The following is a 24,113-nucleotide window of genomic DNA, read 5'->3' on the forward strand; positions in this document are numbered from 1 at the left end:
CTTACTTTTGTTGCAGGTTAGCTCAAACGAACATTAAACGGCATTCTTTCAAACTCCACTTTCATATAGCCAAACTTGATAATAATTCTCCGTGAAGTTAAACAAAAATCAAGTTGATCTCCAATTATGTAGCGAGTTTTTTTTGTTGCGTGATTTTCTTCTGATGATTTTTAAAGAGTGTATTTTCTTTGGATTTAATTCTTTTACTTTTTTTATTTTCTCATTTTCTTTGCGTTTGACAAGTAATATTCAACGCTTTCTTGATCGAAACCTGGCATTATTTTGGCAAAATCAGCAGCCTTTTGGTAATAGTCAGCAGCAACCTGTTTTTCCCCCCGGGCCTCGTAAACCTGGCCGAACCGTTCAAAACCATCAATTTGATCAGGATATTCATTCAAAAGTCTTTTGGATACGGCCTCTGCCTCGTCCAATTTGTCATTTTTTATAAGATCCATAACACTATTTGAAAGCTGATCTAATTCTGTGTAAACTGGTATAAATTTAGTGGGCTGAGAATTGGATTGAATTGCCCCATTCTGTGACAACAGACAGCACTTTTTATATTTCTTACCACTGCCACAAGGGCATGGTGTATTTCGTCCGATCTTTGCCATAAAGGAAATGTTTCATATTTTGTATTTTGGTGCAAGGAAAAGATTTTGCAACTTCGATTTGCCACAAATCTCTCTGTCGATCAATATATAAAAGGTAAAGCATGGAAAGATGCCGAACTGAATCATTGTCCGTTGCATCCACAAGGCGGTTGTAAATTTGCAGGACATGGAACCTATAGTAGAAAATTTCCAGATGGAGTAAAAATAGCCAGATGGTATTGTCCGGACGGACATGCAACGTTTAGCATGCTGCCGGATTGCCTGTCTTCGCGCTTACCCGGGACATTGATTGATGTAGAAACGGTTATTAATCAAATCAAAAGCTCATCAAGTCAAGAGGCAGCAGCAGATATAATTCGGCAGGACATCTGTCTTCCAGGTGCCTTGCGGTGGATGAGGCGACGATTATTTCTTATCCGGTTTACCTTAATTTTATTGATTGAACTTCTTCCATCACTGTCGGAAAATTGCCAACCAACTTTGTCATCCTTTCGATCTGTTCTTGGTATTGAATTTGTTTTACCCCACTGTCGGAAGCTTGCCAGTTTATATTTGGACGTTTTGCCACCACCGTTAGGCTTTGGACCCCGCCCCAAAGCAAAAAAATCTAAAAAAAGCTATTTTCAACACCAAACGGGGACTGACCCTCCCTGAAAAACAGGGTAAATTGCCTTTAGTGATAACTTCAAGGAGGCAATGCCATGAAAATGAAACATAATAGGGTTAAAAGTTTGGATCCAAGGTCTAAATACAGTCTTCGTGCGTCTATTGAAAAAAATCCAATAGAACCTTGTCGCATCAGAAAAATTACAGGCAGCTTTGCTTTTATCGAGCACCGTTTTTTACGGGAAGGTTTCTGGGCAAGTCTCAATCACCATCAGCTTTTGTTGTATCTGTTTCTGATTATAGTGTCTGATCGTCATGGATTATCATATTACAGCTATGATAAAATCTGCACTCTTTTGGGAATTTTAGTTGATGAATATATTCTCGCCAGAAATGCCTTGATTGATCTGGACCTGATCGCATTTGACGGTAGTCTTTTTCAAGTATTGTCTCTTCCTGACAAGACTGCTTTGCCGTCACCAGCGGCGCTTAACAATCAAAAACAGATGGAGCAGCATGACCCGGCAACTATCCATCACCTTGTCATGCAATCTTTTGGGAGAAACCATGACAGAAATTAAAAATAAGATACCAGAAGAGTTTGAGCGATACCTGGATTATTATAAAATTCAAGTTCGAAGAAAAGAGACAGTTCAGGGGATGAGGAGCATAATATCCAGCCTCAATCTCTATTTAAAAAAATCAAATATTGTTCTTTTCAAAATATCAATCGAACAGGTTGATAACTTTTTAGCGCTTCATAATAAAAATTATGCCACCGCGACATGTAGGGTTAATAGATCTTATCTGCGTGAATTTTTAAAATATTTTTACCGGAATGGATACATCAAAAAGAATCTTGCCCCTTTAGTCAAAAGCCCGCCAGAGTTTGCACGTTCAAAACCACCAAAATTTTTACGTCCAAAAGAAGTCGAAAAATTGTTTGGCAGTCTTGACCTTTCTGTTCCAAAAGATATTCGCACATATTCGACAATGCACCTGGTGTACTATCTGGGTCTGCGTCCCAGGGAAGTCAGCTTGATCACCCTGGATGATATCTCGTTCAGACAAAAAGAAATTTTTATTCGATCCAGAAAAAATTATAGCCCGGCTCATCTTCCGCTCTCGGATGACACAATCAAAGCAATCACCGCTTATATCGTTGGAGGCAGACCGAAAAGCAAACACCGAACCCTTTTTTTACAGCTTGTTCCGCCTTATAAACCTGTAAATATAAATAATGATGTCACCTATCATATCCGGGACTGCATGCGAAAAAACAATCTTTCGGCAACCACCTATTGGCTACGTCATTCATATGCACAGAATCTTTTAGAGTCTGGCGCATCCATTTATGCAATCAAAGAAATGATGGGCCATAAAAGTATCGACTCAACCCACAGGTATTTGAGTATCCATATGAATCTTATGCGAGAGATTATCCTTGATGAAACGCTTTAACAGTTTTTTGACTGAACAAATGGAAAATTTTATCGAATACCGCTTACAGTTGGGGTATTCGGTAAAAGAGATGGTTTACTATCTTAAAATTTTTGATCGATATGTGGTTGAAAAACAATCAACCTGGGCATCCTTTAAGCCGCTGTTTTTTCTTGAGTTCAGATCCAGCCTTAATTACCAAAACCGATCCAAAAACATGGGTTTTAGAATGGTTAAAATGTTTTTCAACTTTCTTGTCCGCAAAGATTTGATCCAGGAAAATCCATTACTGGAAATTGCCCAATTACCGAAAAACCAGATTGTTCCTTTTATATTTTCTCCGGAAGAAACAGATCTTTTGATTAATGGCGTAATTAAATTGATGCGTAGAACTGAACGACTCTATTTAGGTGATTTTAGTGCTTATATCTCCTTTTTATTGATGGCCCGATGCGGGCTTAGAATCTCAGAGACACTTAATTTGTTAAAAGTCAATTATATGTCTGAAGAAAGGACGATTTATATTGAGAAAACAAAATTTAAAAAGGACCGGTTGATCCCTATACCAAAAGCCGTAGTTGCTGAGATAAACAACCTGCTGAACCTTCGCCGGTTGTTTGATAAAGAGGATAATCCTTTGCTGCTGGTAAAAAGTGATCAAACAAAAATAGTAAAAAGTTATATGGGTCTAAAGTTTAAAGAAGTTATCAAATATATTAACCTTTATCAGCCGAGAAAAGTAATAGGGACTACTAATTTTTGTGGCCCTTCTCCTCACTCGCTGCGCCACTCGTTTGCTGTGAATACACTAAAAAGGATAAAACTGCAGGGCAAATCTCCTCAAAATGCGCTACCGGTGCTGGCAACCTACATGGGACACAGCGAGTACAGATACACAACAAAATACCTGAAAGTGCTGGATGCAGAACATCGCCACCAGATGTTTGATTTTTCAATGTCGATGCGTGAGGGCATATGAGATTATCAAGTTGCTTGCTTGAGTATTTTAATCAATACTTACCCCAGATAAAAGGCACCAGTGAACAAAGCATTAAAGCGTACCGACAAACGTTTTCTTTGTTTTTGCATTTCCTGGGCAACTTTCACTCAATCAAAATACAGTCTTTAAAAATAGAGCATCTATCAGCAGATGCCGTGCTGTCTTTTTTGCATCACCTGGAGACCCATAGGAAAAATACGGTTCAAACCCGCAATAACCGCCTTGCCGTCATTAAATCTTTGGCAAAAATGATCCGGTTTATGCATCCGGATAAGAAACACATTGCAGAAGCCATCCTGAACATCCCGCAGAAAAAAGCTCAAAAAAAAATAATGGGGTTTTTATATCCGGATGAGGTCATGAAAGTTTTTAAAACAGTGGATCTTAAGAAAAAAGAAGGGATGCGGGATTATACCATCCTTCATCTTCTTTATGACTCTGGTGCCCGGGCCAGTGAAATTGCAACACTTGATCTTGACTATTTTGATCCTCGAAACGAAAGCATCGCAGTACTGGGCAAGGGGAACCGATACCGGCTGATTAATCTCTGCCCGAAAACAGCTTCTTTAATCACAAACTATATTTTAAACTACCGTATTGATCCGATCCCTGTATATGGCCATAGGCTATTTATCAATCAGCGAAAAAGAGAATTGACAAGGCACGGGATTAATAAAATTTGCAGGAAATATCTATCAAAAGCGCTGCCGCCAAAGCGCCTCAAAGGAATGAGTCCTGCCCATTGTTTTAGGCACTCATGCGCCTTGAATATGCGGATCTCAGGCGATCCTGTGTCTGATATACAAAATCGCCTTGGCCACAAAAATGTAGACTCCACCATGGCTTATCTGCACATTGATCTGTCGAGAAAACGTGATATCCAAAAAAATTTTATTGAATACACACAGTCGAAAATAACACATGATAAGAAAATAGATGAGTTAATAAATTGGGAAAACAATAAGGAAACGCTTACCTGGCTTGACAGTCTTTAACCATTGAAACTGCCTGTGCCAGACACAGTGAGGTATGCAAAGGGGCAAAATATTATGTTACCAGTTTTTTTAAGAATTATAAAAATGCGCTCTAAGGCATTGAATTTATTGCCAATATGGATTTGCAAGCGGAAACTTAAATTTTGCTATTATTTTAGAGGGTTAGACCCACTCGCAACATAACTCCAATTAACTTGATTGGGATCTTGATTTTTTTGCTTGCGCTTGACCAAATATAATTGAATGTTTCTTTACAACCACAAAATATCCTGTTACAGGTTTATCAATTCAAACGCATTATAAATAGAGTTAATATATCATTCAGATACGAATATTTTAGAGAATTTTACAATAATTTGTTAAATAATTAAACTATGAAAACTATCTTTTTTTCATTTATAGGCGGGGTCATTGGTTCTTATATCACTTTACGTTTCGAAATTTGGAAAGCATGGAAATCATATGTTATTGTTCGTGCGGAAATTGAACGTAACCTCAGGATAATTAACAATATCCAAGACCACACAAACTCAACCGATAACTATGGGACTCAACAAAAACAGATTGTTGAAATAATGAACTTAGATGAGGATAAGATCCCTTTTAAAATCATTTCATTATTTCAAGAAAAAATTCCAAGTTGGGCTGATCAAGCTTGGAATAGCCAGATAGGCCTTTTAGCTCAGATTTTGACTGAACATCAGGTAACGGAAATATTTGAAATCCAAACTGATTTGATCAGGCTATCATCTATTCATTCTCAGATTAGCGAGCTAATTATTAAGTATGGAGATGGTTCGAGAGATAGGTGCATTAAATTACATGTTGAATGGGAAAAAATTGTTAAAAACCGGCAAAAAACCGGAAATCCCCTACCTATCGTTTCAGTAAAAAAGAAATTGCTGTTAATTACAGGACTCCATCATTTTATTAAGGGATAATATAAACTGGCACAACCTGAAGGTTGAGTGGGTTGGAGAACTTCAGCGATCTTGCGGGACAAGATATTGGATAGCCATTCAGCTTAACTATCGGCAACGTAAATACATTTCATACGTAAAGGAGAGATACATGCAACATTTGAAAAGTTTTCTTCTCACAATATTTCTGATATTTTTTTCTTATGTTCCTGTATTGGCAATTGATGCCCCAACAATTTTCAGAAATTCTAAGGATTCGGTAGTTCTGCTAATGAGTTTTGATGAAAATGGCCAACCTCTTTCAATAGGGTCTGGTTTTTTTATCCATACCGGAGAGAATTTGGTATCAAATTTTCATGTGTTGAATGGCGCTTCTTCGGTAAAAGCAAAAACAACATCAGGAAAAGTGATTGAAATTAAGGAAATATTTGGCATAGATGAAAAACATGATCTGGTTATTCTTTCGACCCCTTTCAAGGGAGTCCCTTTGTTATTAGCGGATCGGGTATCAGACCAGACATGGGAAGGTTAGACTGAAGCAAGTTTTTTTAAATTCTTAATCAAAGGAAAACGCATATGAAAAAAACAATAATTCTCGTCTTGTTAATTCTATGTTGTGCTGGTTCTGCTTTTTGTGGTGAATTTGAGGATGCTTTAAAGGCCGCTGAACAGGGAAATGCCGATGCTCAACTTAATATTGGAAACAGGTATTATATAGGCCAAGGTGTTCCACAGGATTATAAAAAAGCTGTGTATTGGTACACTAAGGTTGCAGAACAAGGAAATGCCGATATGCAGGGTATTCTTGGAATGATGTATTATAACGGCTTCGATGTTCCACAGGATTATAAAAAAGCTGTGTATTGGTACACAAAAGCTGCGGAACAAGGATATGCCTTTGCTCAGTATTTTCTTGGACGAATGTATAAAAGGGGCCAAGGGGTACCGCAGGATTATAAAAAAGCTGTGTATTGGTACACAAAAGCTGCGGAACAAGGAGATGCCTCTGCTCAGTATGGTCTTGGGTTTATGTATAATTATGGCCAAGGGGTACCGCAGGATTATAAACAAGCTGTGTATTGGTACACAAAAGCTGCGGAACAAGGAGATGCCTCTGCTCAGTATGGTCTTGGGTTTATGTATAATTATGGCCAAGGGGTACCGCAGGATTATAAACAAGCTGTGTATTGGCACACAAAAGCTGCGGAACAAGGAGATGACATGGCTCAGTGTTTTCTTGGGGTCATGTATCACAGGGGCGAAGGGGTACCGCAGAATTATAAAAAGGCTGTAAAGTGGTACACTAAGGCTACAAAACAAGGATATGCCTTTGCTCAGTATGGTCTTGGGGTTATGTATAATTATGGCCAGGGGGTACCGCAGGACTATAAACAAGCTATATATTGGTACACCAAAGCAGCAGAACAGGGAGATGCCTCTGCTCAGTATAGTCTTGGGGTTATGTATGATAATGGCTATGGGGTACCGCAGAACTATAGACTTGGATATATTTGGTCAAGTTTGGCAGCAGCTCAAGGGGATAAACATGCTATTAAGAATAGAGATATTCTTGTTAAAAAATTAACACCTCAACAATTAGGTGAAGCCCAGGAACTTGCAGCTAAGTTGCAAGAAAAAATTGATTCTTCTAAATAAAAAATAATCTTTTAATAAAACAACCGACTCTTAATCTGTTTTTTTTAAATAGTGTCCCGGCATCATGGGTCAATAGAATTTCTCGTAGGGCTTTAGCCTCTTCTTGTGTGATTGTTCTCATGGTTTTGCCATCTTGACTTTGGCCTTATTTGCTCAATTTGTTTTTTCACGCTCACCCCAGCCTTCAAAATCACTACGTCATAATGGATTTGACTTGTTACTATCTTTGAATCAATTTATTTATTTTCATAGCTGCAAAAAGCTTTTTTTGGAGCTTTTTTATTGACATTATATTCCCGAATATTAATTTTAATTCATATTAATTTTTAGGAGGGAATCTATGGAACATAAGGAAATGTTTATCAACTGGCTAACTGAAAAAGAATTTGATTATGAGAATGAAGTGGTAAAAATCAAAAAATCGGGGGGTTTACTTTTTGATAGTGAAGGATTAAAAAGAATTTATATACTTAACAATGGTAAAAAAATTTGGTGCAAGATAGCTGCCTCAAATTTTGAGATACTGCTCTGAATGGTACCACTGCCCTGCTTAAATCTTGGAGACCATACCAAACCGGGGGCAAGCCCTAAAAGCGAGGCTTTCAGCTCCCCTTTTTTCGCTCAGCCAAGTACTCAAACAAAGTCCTTTTTCCAATCCCAACTATTTTGCAATTCAGGTACGGACAAAAATTTCAAACAATAACCTCCGAGATACTTTTTGTGGGTGGTATCCAGAGATGAGTAAATCAGAGGAGGCCTATGCTTAGGGCTTGCCCCCGGTTTGGTATGGTCTCTTATAAGCACCTCGTAAGTATTAATTTTTAATATATAAAAAACACAGCTTCCTTATTATTCTCTGAGTTTCAATTCCATTATATGAGCTAAGGTTAGCATCCTCGGTCATGTTTCCACATTCAACTCTTTAATATATATACATCACATTTTGGCAGATTCTTGAAAAATTATTTCTGGGGCCTGGGCCAAAATCCGGTTACTCTAATAAAATTTAATGGAAAGTTTGTTCATTTGATTTCGCTTGGTCAAATATAATTGAATATTTCTTTACACAAATTTGAAATATTGATAATGATTTGCAAATCAAATCGCTAATTGTTGCAGGCCAGATCACATTCCAAATTATGTGACATCCAGATCTGCACAATAATTGGTTGGTTAGCAGGTACTCTATGCTACCACCATTTGTCGGTAGATAAACGTTGGAGATCAAATGTCAAGAAAAGAGCATCATTTCAAAGCCGGAGATTCGGTGAGAGTCAAACCTAATGTCCAAGATCCTGATTTTGGGGATGAGATAAGTGGATGGGTTGGCAGAATCATAGAGATTGAAAACGAAAGTATCTTGATTCAATGGGACAGCCTGACCTTAGCGAGCATTCCAGTTTCTATTATCAATCAATGTGAACAAGACGGATTAGATTGGTCAAGAATGAATCTATATCTAACAGAGGTAAGACATATTAAACCACGCGATTCCCTTGATGATGTTGAACGAACTTTGGAGCGTCTTCAATCAGAACATCTCTGGGACGGGATTGGAGAAGAAGGATCACGTATTCAAAAAGTATTGCAAAATGTTGATCCAGATGATGAATGGTGCTGCATTTGAATCATGGGAAGAGCACTTACAGCAAGTATTACGATTTCCCTTTGAAGTCGAGATTGTTGAATTTCAGGAACGTGGGCCATTGAGTCAGGGGGACAAAGTTAAAATTTTGGAAATTGCCAGTGTTGAGGACATGTATGGGATTATTGTTACGGTATCACACAAGCGAGGTGTGTATCAGTTTCCACTTTGTGATTTGGAGGTCATGGGACAAGCTTCTCCTAACTACCACCCTGTGAAAGATTATGCAGTATGGTTTGCCAACCGATGAGGTTGCCCAACTATTAGACAGACAGAAAAAACAAATGAGGTAGGGGAAATGAGTTTTAAGCGTTTTATTGAATTTTTTCCAGAAATAGCAGAAAAGGAAACACGTCGAATCATTCTTCGAAACGATCCGAAAATTCCGGATGGTGAATATGCCTTTGTTGATTCTTTTTGTGAGGATAAAGATTGCGATTGCCGACGGGTCTATTTTGACGTTCTCCAAATAGATCCAGAATATGAACCAATTCATGCCGCGAGAATTTCCTATGGATGGGAAAGTTTGGATTTTTATTTGTCCTGGTCCCCTTATCTACCTTCAAAAATGGCTGCGGAGATGAAAGGCCCCACACTGCAACCATCTCAAAAAAAAACGCTATACGGTGAACAATTTATAGAATTGTTTGAATCTATATTGCTTGTCGATCCTGCCTATATTGACCGAATCAAACGGCATTATACCTTGTTCAAAGCGAAATTGGGGGGTAAGGCAATTAAAAAAATTTATAAGGAGTATGATATATATTCCCCTTGTCCTTGCGGGAGCGGAAAAAAATAAAAGTTTTGCTGTTTGGCGTGAGATCTTATGTGGTTAAAATATTATTTATCTGGTAAAGATTTAATTTTTCGGAATTTAACTGAGACTCATTATCCATTTATCAAGCCGTCAGTAAGGTGGTTTTCCGGAGTCAATTCATTGATATATAAAAATTATAGCCAAAAAAAATATCATCAGAATTACAGTCCAAACCCACAGAATAGATTTTAAAAATTCCGGGTTTTCCCTGATTGAAATTTTTTCTTTTCTGTCGTATGAAAATGGAAACACCTTCCAAAAAGGGGAAATCCATGGACAAACCGATTACATCAGTTGAAGAGGACAGTTCAGCATTATATTGTCCGACATGCGGTAAGCCAAATGATCAAATCAGCAATGCAGATGACGAAATCTTTAAAACATATTATTGCCTTAATTGTGGGAAAGCCTTGGGTGTCGGTATCTTTTTGAGTCTGAAAGTTGTCTGCCCGGAATGCGGAATGCTTGTTGTTATGGGGTAATCAACAAGGGAAAATAAAAAAGGAATTGACCAATGCGGAGAGAGCCATCTAAATTTTTAAGGATCGGCACTTGCAGCTGGAAGTATGATTCATGGAAAGGACTTGTCTATTCCCAGGATGTTGGCAAAAACTATTTGTCGGAATATGCAAAGAATTATACCCTTGTGGAAATCGACCAGTGGTTCTGGTCCTTGTTCGGGGAAAAGGTTGTCCTTCCTAAGCCTGAAGTTGTCGCTGAGTATGTGGGTTCTGTTCCTAAAGATTTTCGATTCAGTATCAAAGTTCCAAATGCTATCACACTGACACACCAGTATGGTAAGGGGCAAACCGAGGCCAACCCACATTTCCTGTCAAATGATCTGATGCAAGATTTTCTGCACCTAATAGAACCCATGTCTAAACAAATCAACTCACTGATTTTTCAATTTGAGTATCTAAATAAACAGAAAATGCCAAACCAGATGCTCTTTCAAGATCAACTTCAGAAGTTCTATCAGAAGTTACCCCCCAAGTTCCACTACTGCATTGAAATACGAAATCAGAATTATCTTAACAAACCATACTTTGAATTTCTCCAGTCAATGAAACTTTCACACGTGTTTTTACAGGGGTACTGGATGCCTTCTATTTTTCAAGTGTATGGTCATTTTAAAGAATACATCAAGGGTCATACCGTCATCCGGTTGCATGGGCCTGACAGGAAAGGTATAGAGCAGCGGACTAAAAATATATGGAATGCCATAGTTGAGCCAAAAGATGGTGAGCTGCACAATCTGAAGATGATGATTAATGATTTGATAGCAAGACAAGTCAAGGTAACTCTCAATGTCAATAACCATTACGAAGGGTCAGCACCCATTACCATTAAGCGGTTTTTGGATCTGTTGTTGAATGATGCCTTTGGTTAAGGCCATAGTACATGAAAAGCAATATATTCTTTTTGGTATTAATTTTTTCAAACACGTCATGGGATTTAGGCGAGGTCTTTTGAATGCCAGATAGAATCTACGGCCCCGACAACATCACAATTGAGCAAATGTATTCCAATAGAGCTGACGCCATTGCTGCTGGGCATACATACTATTTCACCGGCAAACCATGCAAGCATGGACATATAGAACCAAGAAGGGCTAAGGGTGGTGGATGTATGGAATGTGAAAGGATTTCTGGTCGAAATTATTATGCAAAACACAGAAAACCGCCACGGCAGAAGCTTACCAGAGAAGAAAAGGCTGAAAGACGAAAAGCCCGCTACCGTGCGAATAGAGATAAAATTTTAAAACGAAGAAAAAAATATTACACGGCTAATAAAGAAAAAATCAAAGCCAGAAAACAACAGTATTGGATAGACAATAAAGAAGACCTGTACCAAAAACGCAAAGAATATTACCAAGCCAATATAGAAAGCGAAAGGGCAAGAAACAGAGCAAGGTATAAAGAAGATCCTGAAAAAAATATAGCCAAATATAAAGAATATTACCAGAAAAACCGTGAACAAATACTGGAAAAAAGACGAGACTACCGACGGAAAAATAAAGAAAAAATCAGTCAACAGAACAGGGAATATTATCTGAGGAAAAAAAAGGAAATGGAAGGGTCATGAGATACATTTACACAATCAGTAAAATTTTGGAGTGACTAATGGCTAAAAATCAAATTACAAAAAAACAGGCGCGGGTAAGTCTTGAAAATTATCTGGTGGAGCAGACAAGGAAAAAGGCAAACACACTTGAAATAAGAGACTACCGACCCGGTGATGAGGTTGGTATGTATAATGTCAGCGGAATTGAAAACTGTTTTATTGTTCATGTGCCGGATGACAAAGGTTATTGCATCGGAGCTTCCCGTATGATTGCAATATCTAAAGAAACCGGGGAAATACTTACTGATCGTATGCATGGTGAATAAACCGATTTCTTGATTAAGGGGGTCTCCAACTTCTCCATAGTCAGTGCCGGGTTAATTTAAGTTTTTGTAAAATTCGCACAGTACAGTTCGATCTTTAGACTGGGGGAGGGCAAATATGGTAGAAAGTACACATACACAGGCAGGCCATGAATCTGCAAGGACAGGCGATATCTTTGGCAAAACCATTTCTGGGGTTGAACGTGTTTTCCTGTTATTATCTCGCCAATGGCATACGAATATCCAAATAGTCCATAGAGACAACCCGCCTCCACGATCATTGGATCTTCTTGCTTTGTCATGTCTTATGCTTTCTGTCGAATGGGGATGGTGTTTCACTGATGTCGCCAGAGATCAAATGGATATAAACGAAAATATATCCGAGTCTGTTCGCTCTTCCCCATGGCTTGACCAATTTCCCTGGCAGCTTTGCCAAGCCTCACTCGAAACAACCCCATCTGGTTCAGAAGCGGTAGAGCGATTGACTGCGAATTTTACCCACCACCATTCCTCTATCAGATGCTGGATGCTGGAAATAGGTTGGATTACACGCTCTTTGCTTGACGTATCAAAGGCCATTCCGCTGCTACTCAAAAATCTTGCCGACACAATATTCGAACCATTCCTATCGGCAGGGCTGGCCGCGGCTATTTTTGCCAAGAAAGACGATGTGGAATTCTATGAAATGGCACAAAATTTTAACCCCCACCCTGATGACAAAGAACAGTATCAAGAAAGAATAACGTATATAAAAAATAATGGTATTCTATGCATACAGTCGCCTCTCTTGGAGCTTGAGATTCAGTGTTGGAAGATTATTTCTGGCGCGGCGTTCGGCCAACTTAACCATCAAGCAGGCATTGGCCAAAATGAAAACAAAGGACAAATAGGGGAGAAGAAGCATGGCACAGCCAAACAACTTGATTTATTTGAATACCAAGCGACCTGCGACAAAACCAGGACGTATCAGCTTCCAGAGTGGGAAGAGTGGACGTCGCCGATGCCGGATAACCAAGAGAATTTCTTGTCAGATGACCCTCAGGGGAAGGGTCCACCCTCCCCGGGTAACAACTCTCGACGACCTGAGCACTAATGTCATTTGATTTTTAAGGGGGGGGGTAAAAATCATAAAAGTTGTTTTTATCAATGAGCGGATGGACAGCCTTTTTCCCCCTATGCCATTTTAACATAGGGAGGGGGTAAGAATTTTTTCAGACCATAAAAGAGTTCTCTTGCGCGACAAAGGCGCTGTAAAAAGTGTTTGTCTTTCATGGGTGCCTTCCTATTCGTTTCCCATGAATTGAATTATTTACAAGCAGGAATAAGGACCAAAAGCCTTTAAATTCAACATTTGAACAAATTCTCACCATGGGGGGGGGAGGGACCGGGATTCAAATTCATTATGGCCATTGGTTATGTGATTTCCGCACACACACACAAAAACAGAGAACAAATACTGGAAAGAAGACGAGAACCCCGAAGGAGAAACAAAGAGAAAATCCGTCAACAGAACAGGGAATATTATCTGAGGAAAAAAAAAGAAAGAGATGAACCATAATATTCCAGAACAGTTGTTGCTGTATTTTTTATATCTTGAGTTGAATTTGTAAGAGTGACTTTGACTAATGTTGGCAGGAAATATAGTTGAATCTTAACACGTGTTTCAGCCGCGGCCTACGCTGGACCCAGCCGAAGCAGTAACGAGTTGTGAACCGTTTGGCAACAATAGACCCAAAAACTGCGATGGCCGTCGGTCTGCAAACTTTTGTTCTGTATTGCTGATAATCAATCGGTGTCTTTATACAGTTTTAAAGCTTGTAGCAAACTTAACGAATCAGATAGTTTTTGCAATGTTCCTGAAGCCTGATTTGACTCATCTATGTATTGCTCTGAGTGTTTTTTAATATCTGCAAGAGCATTTCTGAGTTCAACTAATTCATCAATATATTTTTCGTTTATTTCTGATGTTATAAAATGATGTTCACATTCTAAACACTCACGCCCTCTTCGGAACCAATTAATATCTGGATGATCCTTTCGATACCATCTTTGTGCATTTTTCTGCTCCCAGTCGATATCGTTAATAGGTATTGCTTTGCAAACCCTTATCTCTTTGCATTTTGGGCAATACATTTTTGTACCACCGCTTTTTCCCATATTTTCTCCATTATTTTATTATAGAACAAGTTAGTTGAGCAGATCTGGATATCATGTAATTTGTAATGTTATCCGACATGCAACGATTAAAAAATTTGATCTGTAAATCAGTATCAGTGTTTTAAATTTGTGTAAAGAAATATTCAATTATATTGGAAGGATAACCAGCAAGTTAATCAAGATGCCATTAAGGTATATTGGAACTAACCGGATTATTCAAAATTGGGAATAGAGATACCCATGGTACTAAATTTCATGAACTTCTATACATGAAAACAACCCTATGACAAACACAGAACTTGAAGCATAATTGAAGCAGGCCCAAAATAGAATCTCATATATGAACCTTCCCGGGGGTGGAGACCGGAATTCACCGTCAACCCCTCATAACATCCATAGACACCTGCACACACTCACGGCATACGATACCTTTCCCATTCAGTTCATTACTTTCAAGAAAAATATTGCAAAAGTAATGCGGCGCTTGGGTACCCGGGGGGCAGATTGGGACCCCTATATTCTGGGACTCCAATGCAACACCACGCAACACACGGCGTTTATCAATGAAACAAAACGGAACTATAAGCAACCGAACATAACTGAACGATGGAAAATAAGCCAGAATAAGCCCTTGGGAAACTGAACAAAACTGAACTATAGCTATTTTTGAAATGGGACAAAACGGGACTATAAGAATAATGGGGATCTTACCGACACACACGTTGATTTATTGGAAGGTCATATCAGCAAGGAAGACATTCGTTAAAAAAGGGTGAACTGCCAGACAGAATATACCCGTTAAAAACCTGGCTCCCTTCTGTTGTTATCCTGGGAAGGTGCTTTCTGCAATACAACCCTTGAAAAAATGATTCTATGCAATGTGGGGAGCAAATCAATCCGTACATATTGTTTTTGATTGGACAGGATTATTTTTTTTGAGTGAGTAAGATTATAAAAACGTGTAAAATATGTGTAAAAAAATATTGGAAGCAAAAAAGGCTTTCAACCAAAAAGTTGAAAACCCTTGCAATTAATTGGCTGGGTGATAAGGATTCGAACCTTAATTGACGGAGTCAGAGTCCGTAGTCCTGCCGTTGGACGATCACCCAGCAAAAAATTATGCGTTTATATATATCAAGACGGTTGGTTAGTCAATAATTATCTTGATTCACTGTTTGTAAAAAGGAAGTGAGATATGATATATATTAAATCGGGTAGTCCGTGTGTTTCATATTAACGTAATCAGTGGGAGGCAAAGATGACTGTTACCGTATTGATTAAAAGGACTGTTACTCCTGAAAATGAAGGAATGCTGATAGAGTTGTACCGGGAGATGAGGGGCACGGCGTTAAATGCAAAAGGGTATATCGGTGGTGAAACCTTAAAGCGGGTAGATCAGTCTGGAGAAGTTCTTATCATCAGTAAATGGCGGCATATCGATGACTGGTCAAAGTGGCTTGTCAGTAAAGACAGAAGAGCTTATCAGGAGCGGATTGACACCCTTACCAGTGCGGAAACCAAATTTGAGATTTACAGGCATTAAATCGCTTGGAAAAGGGGCGGGTAAAAAAAAATTAAGGAATCTTGAAAAAAGATTAACAAAATTATCTTCTTTTGCTGTGGCCTTTTCAGGAGGCGTTGACAGTACCTTTCTTTTAGCTGTGGCAAAACGAGTGAACCCAAAACGATTGCTTGCCATTATCGTTTCTTCACAATTTGTACCGGAAAGGGAAATTGCAGATGCAAAGAGGCTTGCTGCAGATCTGGCGGTTCCGCATATTTGTCTTGAGGTGGATATCCTTGAAAATGAAGCTGTGGTGCGCAATACAAGGCAGCGGTGTTACCATTGCAAACGGCAAATGTTTTCCCTGATCAAACAGACCGCTGAAAAGCGGGGTTTGAAGTCTTTGCTCCATGGGGTGAACCTGGACGATTTGGCTGAGTTTCGGCCAGGATTAAGGGCGGCAGAAGAACTTGGGTTCCTTTCTCCCCTGGCAGATGAAGGGTTTACCAAGGCAGATATCCGACAAGTGTCAAGACAGCTGGGACTTGAAACCTGGGACAAACCGTCGCAGTCCTGCCTGGCAACGCGGATTCCGCATGATGTCAGGATAAACAGAGACGATCTTGTCAGGGTGGATACGGCTGAAGTGTTTTTACAGGATTTGGGATTTGACAAGGTACGGGTGAGATATCATGGGACATCTGCCAGGATTGAGGTGGACCCCGGACGGATCGACAGGATATTAACGCCAGCTATCCGACAGGAAATATCCGAAAAATTTCAAACCCTGGGATTTGCCCATACCAGTATTGATCTGGATGGCTACAGATAAACCCGCAGCCTGAAAAACTACGGACAGGCTGCGGGTTTGATTTTATAATGGCGGGAATTATCTTTTCTGGATCTCAAGGTCATTGAAAAAATATCCGATTTCAAAAGCAGCTGTTTCCGGCGCATCAGAACCATGGACAACGTTTTTTTCTATGTCGGTTGCATACGCTTTTCGAATGGTGCCTTCTGCGGCCTCTTTAAAATTGGTAGCGCCCATCAACTCCCTGTTTTTTGCAATCACATCGTCCCCTTCAAGGATCATGACAACAATCGGTCCGGACGTCATAAAGTCTGTGAGACTGTCAAAAAACGGGCGGTCTTTATGCACGGCATAAAATCCTTGTGCCTGTGTTTTTGTGAGGTGAATCATTTTTATGGCAGCAATTTTAATCCCGTTGGTTTCAAACCGTTTGATGACGTCACCGATTACGTTTTTGGCAACCCCATCGGGTTTGATGATTGATAATGTTCTTTCCACAATCTAAAATCCTTTCAATTATTATTATCTCAACTTTCGGGGTGTGTCATTTACAGCTGAAGACCGAAAGTTGAATTATTATAAACAGTCTTGAAAATTACCATAAATCTGTATTATAAGTCAATGTCTCAACTTTCGGACTTTAGCTTTAATCGACGGGGTCAGGCTTTTTTTATTGTACTTTTTATCACTATTTCATAACCAGACGGGTAAAAAGTGCCATAAAGAAAGCCTGACCCCATATAATGGATCAACGGTTTAACGGATATGAAAATTTTAAAGATTGCAGTGACAGGATCGGCAGGTTCCGGAAAGAGCCTTGTGTGCCAGCGGCTTAAAGAGAAGGGTCTGGTCACTCTGGATTGTGATGTGATCGCAAGGCAGGTTGTGGCACCGGGAATGCCCGGGTTTAAAAAAATCGTTGAATTGTTTGGTGAACGGGTGGTCCTGGAAGACGGGTCATTGGACAGATCAGCATTGCGAAATATCATTGTTCATGATTCACAGATGCGAAAAAAAATGGAAGATATTTTACACCCTCAGATTCTTATTGAAATGGTTTCCCAGATGGAAAATGCCGGGTATGAGGGCAAAAAAAAAGCAGTGGCGGTGGAAGTGCCGTTGTTGTTCGAGTCGGGTATGGACGAACAATTTGATATCACCATCGCTGTCACGGCAAATGATCCGGATCTTGTAAACAGAATTTCTAACCGAAATAAAGTAACAAAAAACAATGCTCAAAAAATGCTGGACCTTCAGATGGCCCAGGAAGAAAAAATAAAACGGGCAGATTATAGCATCCTTAACAAGGGAACACGCTCTGAACTCTTTGAATCTGTTGATAATCTCTTTGATAAAATCCTAAAAGAATTCTTGACAATTTGAGGTTTTTGCCATATTAATTTGTTTTGGATACCTTAATTTCAACTATCTGTCTGTTTTTTCATATCATTTTTGATTTTAAGACGTCAAAAGGGTGCACTTCAAAAACAAACTTTAGCCTGTAAAAAAAATAATAAACAAAAATTTGGGAGAATGAATGAACCTTGTAGAGCTAAATAAAATGAAGATTAGTGAGCTTTCAAAACTTGCTAAGGAACACAAAATTCAAGGGATTGGCGGGTTAAAAAAACAGGAATTGATATATGCCCTTCTTCAGGCAAATATCGAAGAGAGTGGCCAGGTTTATGGTGAGGGTACACTTGAAATTCTCCCGGATGGTTTTGGATTTTTAAGAGCGCCCGGATATAATTATCTTCCAGGTCCGGATGATATCTATGTGTCTCCCTCTCAAATCCGGCGGTTTAATTTGAGAACCGGTGATACCATCTCCGGTCAGGTCCGGCAGCCCAAAGATTCCGAGCGATATTTTGCATTGCTGAAAGTGGAAGCCGTTAATTTTAACAATCCTGAACTGGCTGCGGAAACCATTCTTTTTGATAATTTATTGCCCTTGTATCCAGAGCGTAAAATGAATCTTGAGGCAGAATCCGATAATTACTCTATGCGGGTGATTGACCTGATGTGCCCCATTGGATTTGGCCAGCGCGGATTGATTGTGTCTCCGCCAAAAGCAGGAAAAACCATGCTGCTCCAGAATATTGCCAACAGCATGATCAAGGCCCATAAAGATATCATTCCCATGATTGTTTTGATAGATGAACGTCCGGAAGAAGTGACGGATATGAAACGGTCTGTTGACGCGGAGGTGGTCAGTTCAACGTTTGATGAACCGTCAGAACGACATGTCCAGGTGGCTGAGATGGTCATTGAAAAAGCCAAGAGAATAGTGGAGCAGGGCCATGATGTTGTCATCCTGCTGGATAGTATCACACGGCTGGCAAGAGCGTATAATTCGGTCATGCCGCCATCCGGCAAAATTCTGTCCGGTGGTGTTGATTCCAACGCCCTTGACAGACCCAAAAGATTTTTCGGGGCAGCAAGAAATATTGAAGAAGGCGGCAGCCTGACCATTATCGCAACGGCCCTGGTGGATACGGGCAGCCGAATGGATGAGGTTATTTTCGAAGAATTTAAGGGTACCGGTAATATGGAGCTTGTCCTGGATAGAAAACTGGCTGACAAAAGAATTTTTCCCGCTATTGATATGAATAAATCCGGAACAAGAAAAGAGGAATTGCTGCTGGATCCAATGGTCTTGAACCGTGTGTGGATCTTGAGAAAATTGCTGTCAAGCTTAAATCCTGTGGACAGCATGCAGTTTTTACTTGAAAAAATGCAAGGAACAAAGGATAATAAAGAGTTTCTTGATTTGATGAATTCATAAAATAAGAATGATAATAATTGCCTGAAATAAGGCAGGGTAAGGAGTTTTTAAGAAAATGAGAAAAGACATACATCCGAATTACATAAGATCAACCGCTTCCTGTGCTTGCGGTGCAACCTTTGATGTTGGATCAACAAAAGAGAATATTAAAGTGGAAATCTGTTCCCAGTGTCATCCGTTCTTTACGGGGAAACAAAAACTGGTTGACTCTGCAGGAAGAATCGATCGTTTCAAAAAGAAATATGCAGGATTTGATGTAACAAAGTTGATTTAGCACATTCTATAATCTGCAATTAAAAAGGGGTCTTGACAAAAGAGCCCCTTTTGAGTTTTTAAATCATGACTCAAATTTCGGGTAGCCATATGCTTGGGGTCAGGCTTTCTTTATGGCGTTTTTTACCCGTCTGGTCATGAATTAGTGATAAAAAGTACCATAAAAAAAGCCTGACCCCGTCCATTAAAGCTGAAGACCGAAAGTTGAGTTATGATAGAAAAATTAAAAGGCATAGAAGAACGATTCATTAAGCTTGAGCAGCTCTTGAGTGATCCGGCTGTCCTCAGTGACCAGAAAAAATACCAGGAATATTTGAAGGAACATGGGGAGCTCAATAAGATTGTTCCGCTGTTCAGAGAGTATGAAGGGCTTTTAGAGGAACTCAATGAGGCAAAGGCGTTCTTAAAGGACAGCGACCCTGAAATACGGGCCATGGCCAAAGAAGAGATACCGGACCTTGAATTAAAAATAGAGGGGTTAACCGCTAGGCTTAATATGGCGTTAATGCCAAAAGATCCCAGGGATGATAAAAATGTCCTCCTTGAGATCCGGGCGGGTACCGGTGGAGAAGAGGCGGGTATTTTTGCCGGCGACCTGTTTCGGATGTACTCACGGTATGTTGAATCCAAACACTGGGTCATGGAAATTGTTGAAAAAAATATTTCTAACTCCGGCGGGTTTAAGGAGGTTGTTTCCCTGGTCAAAGGGAAAGGCGCGTTCAGTAGCTTCAAATATGAAAGTGGTACCCATCGTGTCCAGAGAGTGCCTGAAACAGAGACCCAGGGTAGAATCCATACGTCTGCGGTCACTGTGGCCGTTCTGCCCGAGGCGGAAGATGTTGAGATTGACATCAATCCCGCTGATTTGAAAATCGATGTGTTCCGGTCTTCCGGGCCCGGCGGACAGTCGGTGAACACCACAGATTCTGCGGTCAGGATCACCCATGTCCCCACTGGGGTGACAGCCACATGCCAGGATGAGAAATCCCAGCACAAAAACAAGGCCAAAGCCATGGGCGTGCTCAAGGCCCGGGTCCTTGACGCAAAGGTCAGGGAAGAGGACGGAAAACGAGCGGCTGAACGAAAAGGGCAGGTGGGGTCTGGTGACCGAAGCGGCAGGATCAGGACCTACAATTTTCCCCAGGGCAGAATGACAGATCATAGAATCGGTCTTACGCTGTATAAACTGGACAGCATCATGGAAGGGAATATCCAGGAAATTATTGATGAGCTTAAAACATATAACCAGTTACAGGCGTTAAAGGAAATTGATTGATTGGACCATCATTAAGATTTTGTCCTGGACAGAATCTTATTTCAAAGACCATTGGGTTGACAGCCCCCGTTTGACGGCTGAAATTCTTCTGGCCTATTGTCTGGGGATCGGGCGGCTTGATCTGTATCTTCAACATGACCGTCCGCTTCAAAAAAATGAGTTGTCTGATTTCAAGCGGATCATCAAAAGAAGAATCGGAAACGAGCCGGTGGCGTATATTACCGGAGAAAAAGGGTTTTTTGACTCTGATTTTGAGGTGGCAAGCGGGGTTTTGATTCCCCGGCCGGACACGGAAACCATTGTTGAAGCCGCATTAATGGTATTAAATCGTCCCCCGGAAAGCAATGACCCCAAAACCGTTCTTGAACTGGGCACAGGTTCCGGTGCAATTGTTGTGTCCCTGGCAAAGGCACGTCCGGATCACCGATATTTTGCCAGCGACATCTCTCCTGCGGCACTCTCCATGGCCAGAAAAAATGCTGAACGAATAGCCGGTGACACCATTGGATTTTTTCAGGGTGCCTGGTTTTCATCCCTGAAACGACAGGTGACATTTGATTTGATCGTTTCAAATCCACCGTATATTCCTGTCAACGATATCCAGCACCTGCAGCCGGAGATAAGGGAGTTTGAGCCGCTGCTGGCCCTTGACGGGGGTCGGGACGGACTGGACAGCTTCAGATCTATCTTAAGCTCGGCCCATTATTACCTCGTTCCCGGGGGGACGCTCCTGCTTGAAATGGGATTTGACCAGCGAGAAGGACTTAACGGTCTTTTTGAACAATATCCCCACTATGCATCCATTGACTTTATCAAAGATCTGGCCGGGCATGACAGGGTGGCATTAATAAAAAAATAAATTGATAAAAAAATTTAGATTTGATATATAAATTAGGATTTTTTGCTGTATCACAAAAACCTCACATTCGGGGACTTGGAAATCAGGTGCTTTGAAAAAAGTCGAATTTCAAGGAAGATCCGAATGGTGGACAAACCATTAATTATTTGGAGAAAAAATGGCTTACATTACGATCAGAGAACTTTTGGAGGCTGGTGTTCATTTCGGTCATCAAACGAAACGCTGGAACCCGAAGATGAAAAAATACATCTTTGGCGCGAGGAATGGTATTTATATTATTGACCTGCAACAAACGGTAAAGTTGTTCAAAGAGGCCCATGATTTTATCAAAAAAGTGGGTGCCAATGGTCAGGACGTTCTGTTTGTCGGGACGAAAAAACAGGCATCCGAGGCCATATATGAAGAAGCCAATCGTGCGGAGCAGTTCTATGTCCAGAACCGGTGGCTCGGCGGAATGCTGACCAACTTTCAAACCATTAAGAACAATATCACCCGGTTTCATTTTTTGAATTCCCTTGAAAATGATGGCTCTCTTGATAATTATCCGAAAAAAGAGCAGTCAAAAATGCTCAAAGCAAAAGCCAAGCTTGAGTTTGCCATTGGCGGTATCAGTAATATGAAGCGACTGCCCGGCGCCATTTTTGTGGTGGATCCCAAAAATGAATCCATTGCCGTGAAAGAGGGTAAACGACTTGGGATTCCCATCGTTGCCGTTGTTGATACAAATTGTGATCCGGATGATATCGATTACGTGGTACCGGGAAATGATGATGCCATCAGATCCATTCGCCTTTTTGCATCCCGGATTGCCGATGCCCACATTGAAGGCCGGCAGATTTACGAAGAAAAACAGAGAGCTGAATCCGATAAAGGCGACGACGTAGAAAAAATTAAGTTTTCAGATGAAAAAGTGGCCATTGAGGTTGTTTCCGACGGTACGGACGGTCCTGTCGTTGAAAAGATTAAAAGAAGAACCATACCAGTTGAAGAGACAAAAGAAGCGACTGAGTAAATATAAGGAGTAGGTTAAAATGGTGCAAATTTCCGCAGCAATGGTAAAAGAGCTTCGCGAGGCAACAGGCTCGGGCATAATGGATTGTAAAAGGGTGCTGGCTGAAGCAGAAGGGGATATGGAAAAATCCATCGACCTTTTGAGAAAAAAAGGCCTGGCGAAAGCCGCTAAAAGAGCAGGACGTTCCACTTCTGAAGGGATTATCTATTCTTATATCCATACCGGTGCCAAACTGGGGGTTCTGCTTGAGGTGAACTGTGAATCCGATTTTGTTGCCAAAACAGAAGATTTCCAGATGTTTGCAAAAAATATTGCCATGCATATTGCCGCAGCCAATCCGGCCGGCCTGACACCGGAAGATGTTGATCCGGCAGTCATTGCAAAAGAAAAAGAAATTTTTCGGGCCCAGATGATTGAAGAAGGTAAGCCTGAAAAGATGATTGATAAAATTGTTGAAGGTAAGGTGGAAAAATTTTATAAAGATGTCTGCCTGATGAGTCAGCAATATGTACGAGACCCTCAACAAACCATTTCCGACGTATTAAAAGAAACCATATCTAAAATTGGTGAGAATATTCAGATTAAGAGATTTGCACGTTTCCAGATAGGAGAATAGAATCTTGAACAAAGAGCCGGAGTTTAAACGGGTTTTAATCAAGCTGAGCGGTGAAGCCCTGATGGGAAATCAGGGCTTTGGGATTACCCCTGAAATGATTCATTATGTTGCAGGGGAAATTGCAAAAGTGTGTCACCTGAACGTGCAGATTTCCATTGTTGTGGGTGGGGGTAACATCTTTAGAGGTGTTGCCGGAAGCTCTGCCGGTATGGACAGAACCTCTGCCGATAATATGGGAATGCTGGCAACGGTTATAAACAGTCTGGCTCTTTGTGATGCCCTGGAAAAGTGTGATGTTCCCACCCGGGTTCAGTCTGCCATTCCCATGGATCGAATTGCAGAACCCTTTATCCGCAGAAAAGCCATTCGACACCTTGAAAAGGGTCGAGTGGTTATTTTTGCTGCTGGTACGGGAAACCCTTATTTTACAACAGATACCGCTGCTGTGCTCAGAGCCCATGAAATACGGGCCCAGATCCTTTTTAAAGCCACCCAGGTGGATGGTGTGTATGATAAAGATCCAGTGGTGCACGATGATGCTGTGCGGTTTGATGAATTGTCCTATATGCGGGTCATTGAAAAACAACTGCATGTCATGGATATGACAGCGATTTCCCTAGCCATGGAACATGATTTGCCATTGCAGGTGTTTGACCTGCATGCGGAAGATAACATTTATAAGGCTGTAATGGGCCAGGGGGATATCGGCACTCGGATTTATAATCGATAGGTCACTA

General features: G+C 40.5%; 31 protein-coding genes, 1 tRNA gene and 1 pseudogene. 28 read left to right on the top strand and 5 right to left on the bottom strand.

Annotation, left to right across the window (positions count from 1 at the left end):
• Window positions 1-212: 212 nt before the first annotated feature.
• Both Q1Q15_RS21240 and Q1Q15_RS21245 read right to left on the bottom strand, forming a co-directional pair.
• Complete coding sequence (locus Q1Q15_RS21240) at window positions 213-455, bottom strand: hypothetical protein (protein ID WP_300464526.1); 243 nt, start codon at window positions 453-455, stop codon at window positions 213-215.
• Between the two features lie 90 nt (window positions 456-545).
• A pseudogene (locus Q1Q15_RS21245) lies at window positions 546-614 on the bottom strand (SEC-C metal-binding domain-containing protein); the annotation flags it as partial.
• Between the two features lie 45 nt (window positions 615-659).
• On the opposite strand from Q1Q15_RS21245, the gene Q1Q15_RS21250 reads away from it, so the two are divergent.
• From Q1Q15_RS21250 to Q1Q15_RS21330, 17 genes are all read left to right on the top strand, one after another.
• Window positions 660-1,268, top strand: a complete 609-nt coding sequence (locus tag Q1Q15_RS21250) for a hypothetical protein (protein WP_300464433.1) — start codon at window positions 660-662, stop codon at window positions 1,266-1,268.
• Between the two features lie 47 nt (window positions 1,269-1,315).
• The gene (locus Q1Q15_RS21255) at window positions 1,316-1,801 is read left to right on the top strand and encodes a hypothetical protein (RefSeq protein ID WP_300464434.1); all 486 of its coding nucleotides are present in this window, start codon (window positions 1,316-1,318) and stop codon (window positions 1,799-1,801) included.
• The gene (locus Q1Q15_RS21260) at window positions 1,788-2,681 is read left to right on the top strand and encodes a tyrosine-type recombinase/integrase (RefSeq protein WP_300464436.1); all 894 of its coding nucleotides are present in this window, start codon (window positions 1,788-1,790) and stop codon (window positions 2,679-2,681) included. Before Q1Q15_RS21255 ends, Q1Q15_RS21260 begins: the two co-directional genes overlap by 14 nt.
• A gap of 208 nt (window positions 2,682-2,889) precedes the next feature.
• On the top strand, window positions 2,890-3,639 hold the full coding sequence (locus Q1Q15_RS21265) for a tyrosine-type recombinase/integrase (RefSeq protein WP_300464438.1): 750 nt from the start codon (window positions 2,890-2,892) through the stop codon (window positions 3,637-3,639).
• Window positions 3,636-4,655, top strand: a complete 1,020-nt coding sequence (locus Q1Q15_RS21270) for a tyrosine-type recombinase/integrase (protein ID WP_300464440.1) — start codon at window positions 3,636-3,638, stop codon at window positions 4,653-4,655. The genes Q1Q15_RS21265 and Q1Q15_RS21270 overlap by 4 nt, the downstream gene beginning before the upstream one ends.
• A gap of 374 nt (window positions 4,656-5,029) precedes the next feature.
• Window positions 5,030-5,596 (top strand): hypothetical protein, encoded by a 567-nt coding sequence (locus Q1Q15_RS21275; RefSeq protein WP_300464441.1) that lies wholly within the window; start codon window positions 5,030-5,032, stop codon window positions 5,594-5,596.
• Window positions 5,597-5,726: 130 nt separating this feature from the next.
• Window positions 5,727-6,107 carry a S1C family serine protease gene (locus Q1Q15_RS21280; RefSeq protein WP_300464443.1) on the top strand — a complete coding sequence of 127 codons (381 nt, stop codon included), beginning with the start codon at window positions 5,727-5,729 and terminating at the stop codon, window positions 6,105-6,107.
• A 44-nt stretch (window positions 6,108-6,151) separates the two neighbouring features.
• Complete coding sequence (locus tag Q1Q15_RS21285; protein ID WP_300464445.1) at window positions 6,152-7,231, top strand: SEL1-like repeat protein; 1,080 nt, start codon at window positions 6,152-6,154, stop codon at window positions 7,229-7,231.
• A 340-nt stretch (window positions 7,232-7,571) separates the two neighbouring features.
• On the top strand, window positions 7,572-7,763 hold the full coding sequence (locus tag Q1Q15_RS21290) for a hypothetical protein (protein WP_300464447.1): 192 nt from the start codon (window positions 7,572-7,574) through the stop codon (window positions 7,761-7,763).
• A 696-nt stretch (window positions 7,764-8,459) separates the two neighbouring features.
• Window positions 8,460-8,858: a hypothetical protein gene (locus tag Q1Q15_RS21295; protein WP_300464449.1), complete on the top strand. Its 399-nt coding sequence runs from the start codon at window positions 8,460-8,462 to the stop codon at window positions 8,856-8,858.
• The gene (locus Q1Q15_RS21300; protein ID WP_300464451.1) at window positions 8,836-9,126 is read left to right on the top strand and encodes a calcium-binding protein; all 291 of its coding nucleotides are present in this window, start codon (window positions 8,836-8,838) and stop codon (window positions 9,124-9,126) included. Before Q1Q15_RS21295 ends, Q1Q15_RS21300 begins: the two co-directional genes overlap by 23 nt.
• 48 nt (window positions 9,127-9,174) lie before the next feature.
• Window positions 9,175-9,678, top strand: a complete 504-nt coding sequence (locus Q1Q15_RS21305) for a hypothetical protein (protein ID WP_300464453.1) — start codon at window positions 9,175-9,177, stop codon at window positions 9,676-9,678.
• Between the two features lie 290 nt (window positions 9,679-9,968).
• Entirely contained in the window at window positions 9,969-10,178 is a 210-nt protein-coding gene (locus Q1Q15_RS21310) for a hypothetical protein (protein ID WP_300464455.1), read from the top strand.
• A 134-nt stretch (window positions 10,179-10,312) separates the two neighbouring features.
• Window positions 10,313-11,086, top strand: a complete 774-nt coding sequence (locus Q1Q15_RS21315; protein ID WP_300464456.1) for a DUF72 domain-containing protein — start codon at window positions 10,313-10,315, stop codon at window positions 11,084-11,086.
• 83 nt (window positions 11,087-11,169) lie between these two features.
• Window positions 11,170-11,781, top strand: a complete 612-nt coding sequence (locus tag Q1Q15_RS21320; protein WP_300464458.1) for a hypothetical protein — start codon at window positions 11,170-11,172, stop codon at window positions 11,779-11,781.
• A gap of 38 nt (window positions 11,782-11,819) precedes the next feature.
• Window positions 11,820-12,086: a hypothetical protein gene (locus tag Q1Q15_RS21325; RefSeq protein WP_300464460.1), complete on the top strand. Its 267-nt coding sequence runs from the start codon at window positions 11,820-11,822 to the stop codon at window positions 12,084-12,086.
• A gap of 115 nt (window positions 12,087-12,201) precedes the next feature.
• Complete coding sequence (locus Q1Q15_RS21330) at window positions 12,202-13,176, top strand: hypothetical protein (RefSeq protein WP_300464462.1); 975 nt, start codon at window positions 12,202-12,204, stop codon at window positions 13,174-13,176.
• Window positions 13,177-13,868: 692 nt separating this feature from the next.
• Here Q1Q15_RS21330 and Q1Q15_RS21335 read toward each other — a convergent pair.
• Window positions 13,869-14,240: a hypothetical protein gene (locus tag Q1Q15_RS21335; RefSeq protein ID WP_300464464.1), complete on the bottom strand. Its 372-nt coding sequence runs from the start codon at window positions 14,238-14,240 to the stop codon at window positions 13,869-13,871.
• Window positions 14,241-14,580: 340 nt separating this feature from the next.
• Here Q1Q15_RS21335 and Q1Q15_RS21340 point away from each other — a divergent pair, with 340 nt between their 5' ends.
• Entirely contained in the window at window positions 14,581-14,883 is a 303-nt protein-coding gene (locus tag Q1Q15_RS21340) for a hypothetical protein (RefSeq protein WP_300464466.1), read from the top strand.
• A 392-nt stretch (window positions 14,884-15,275) separates the two neighbouring features.
• On the opposite strand, the gene Q1Q15_RS21345 is transcribed toward Q1Q15_RS21340, so the two are convergent.
• A tRNA-Gln gene (locus Q1Q15_RS21345) sits at window positions 15,276-15,349 on the bottom strand.
• Between the two features lie 149 nt (window positions 15,350-15,498).
• Here Q1Q15_RS21345 and Q1Q15_RS21350 point away from each other — a divergent pair.
• Window positions 15,499-15,783, top strand: a complete 285-nt coding sequence (locus Q1Q15_RS21350) for an antibiotic biosynthesis monooxygenase family protein (protein ID WP_300464468.1) — start codon at window positions 15,499-15,501, stop codon at window positions 15,781-15,783.
• Entirely contained in the window at window positions 15,764-16,576 is an 813-nt protein-coding gene (gene larE, locus Q1Q15_RS21355; RefSeq protein ID WP_300464470.1) for an ATP-dependent sacrificial sulfur transferase LarE, read from the top strand. Before Q1Q15_RS21350 ends, larE begins: the two co-directional genes overlap by 20 nt.
• A gap of 57 nt (window positions 16,577-16,633) precedes the next feature.
• Here larE and ndk read toward each other — a convergent pair whose 3' ends face one another.
• Window positions 16,634-17,053 (bottom strand): nucleoside-diphosphate kinase, encoded by a 420-nt coding sequence (ndk, locus tag Q1Q15_RS21360; RefSeq protein ID WP_300464472.1) that lies wholly within the window; start codon window positions 17,051-17,053, stop codon window positions 16,634-16,636.
• Window positions 17,054-17,320: 267 nt separating this feature from the next.
• Between ndk and coaE the strand changes: the two genes are divergently transcribed.
• The 8 genes from coaE to pyrH all read left to right on the top strand — a co-directional run bounded on the left by coaE (window position 17,321) and on the right by pyrH (window position 24,106).
• Window positions 17,321-17,938, top strand: a complete 618-nt coding sequence (coaE, locus tag Q1Q15_RS21365; RefSeq protein WP_300464474.1) for a dephospho-CoA kinase — start codon at window positions 17,321-17,323, stop codon at window positions 17,936-17,938.
• Between the two features lie 154 nt (window positions 17,939-18,092).
• A complete protein-coding gene (gene rho / locus Q1Q15_RS21370; RefSeq protein ID WP_300464476.1) occupies window positions 18,093-19,340 on the top strand; it encodes a transcription termination factor Rho in 1,248 nt (415 codons plus the stop codon).
• Between the two features lie 55 nt (window positions 19,341-19,395).
• Window positions 19,396-19,614 carry a 50S ribosomal protein L31 gene (rpmE, locus tag Q1Q15_RS21375; RefSeq protein ID WP_300464478.1) on the top strand — a complete coding sequence of 73 codons (219 nt, stop codon included), beginning with the start codon at window positions 19,396-19,398 and terminating at the stop codon, window positions 19,612-19,614.
• A 210-nt stretch (window positions 19,615-19,824) separates the two neighbouring features.
• Window positions 19,825-20,889 carry a peptide chain release factor 1 gene (prfA, locus tag Q1Q15_RS21380; protein ID WP_300464480.1) on the top strand — a complete coding sequence of 355 codons (1,065 nt, stop codon included), beginning with the start codon at window positions 19,825-19,827 and terminating at the stop codon, window positions 20,887-20,889.
• Window positions 20,882-21,748: a peptide chain release factor N(5)-glutamine methyltransferase gene (prmC, locus tag Q1Q15_RS21385; RefSeq protein WP_300464482.1), complete on the top strand. Its 867-nt coding sequence runs from the start codon at window positions 20,882-20,884 to the stop codon at window positions 21,746-21,748. Before prfA ends, prmC begins: the two co-directional genes overlap by 8 nt.
• A 157-nt stretch (window positions 21,749-21,905) precedes the next feature.
• Window positions 21,906-22,760 carry a 30S ribosomal protein S2 gene (gene rpsB / locus Q1Q15_RS21390; RefSeq protein ID WP_300464484.1) on the top strand — a complete coding sequence of 285 codons (855 nt, stop codon included), beginning with the start codon at window positions 21,906-21,908 and terminating at the stop codon, window positions 22,758-22,760.
• A gap of 19 nt (window positions 22,761-22,779) precedes the next feature.
• The gene (tsf, locus tag Q1Q15_RS21395) at window positions 22,780-23,376 is read left to right on the top strand and encodes a translation elongation factor Ts (protein WP_300464485.1); all 597 of its coding nucleotides are present in this window, start codon (window positions 22,780-22,782) and stop codon (window positions 23,374-23,376) included.
• Window positions 23,377-23,380: 4 nt separating this feature from the next.
• On the top strand, window positions 23,381-24,106 hold the full coding sequence (pyrH, locus tag Q1Q15_RS21400; RefSeq protein WP_300464487.1) for a UMP kinase: 726 nt from the start codon (window positions 23,381-23,383) through the stop codon (window positions 24,104-24,106).
• Window positions 24,107-24,113 lie beyond the last annotated feature (7 nt).

The sequence above is a fragment of the Desulfobacula sp. genome (assembly GCF_030145145.1).
GTDB lineage: Bacteria > Desulfobacterota > Desulfobacteria > Desulfobacterales > Desulfobacteraceae > Desulfobacula.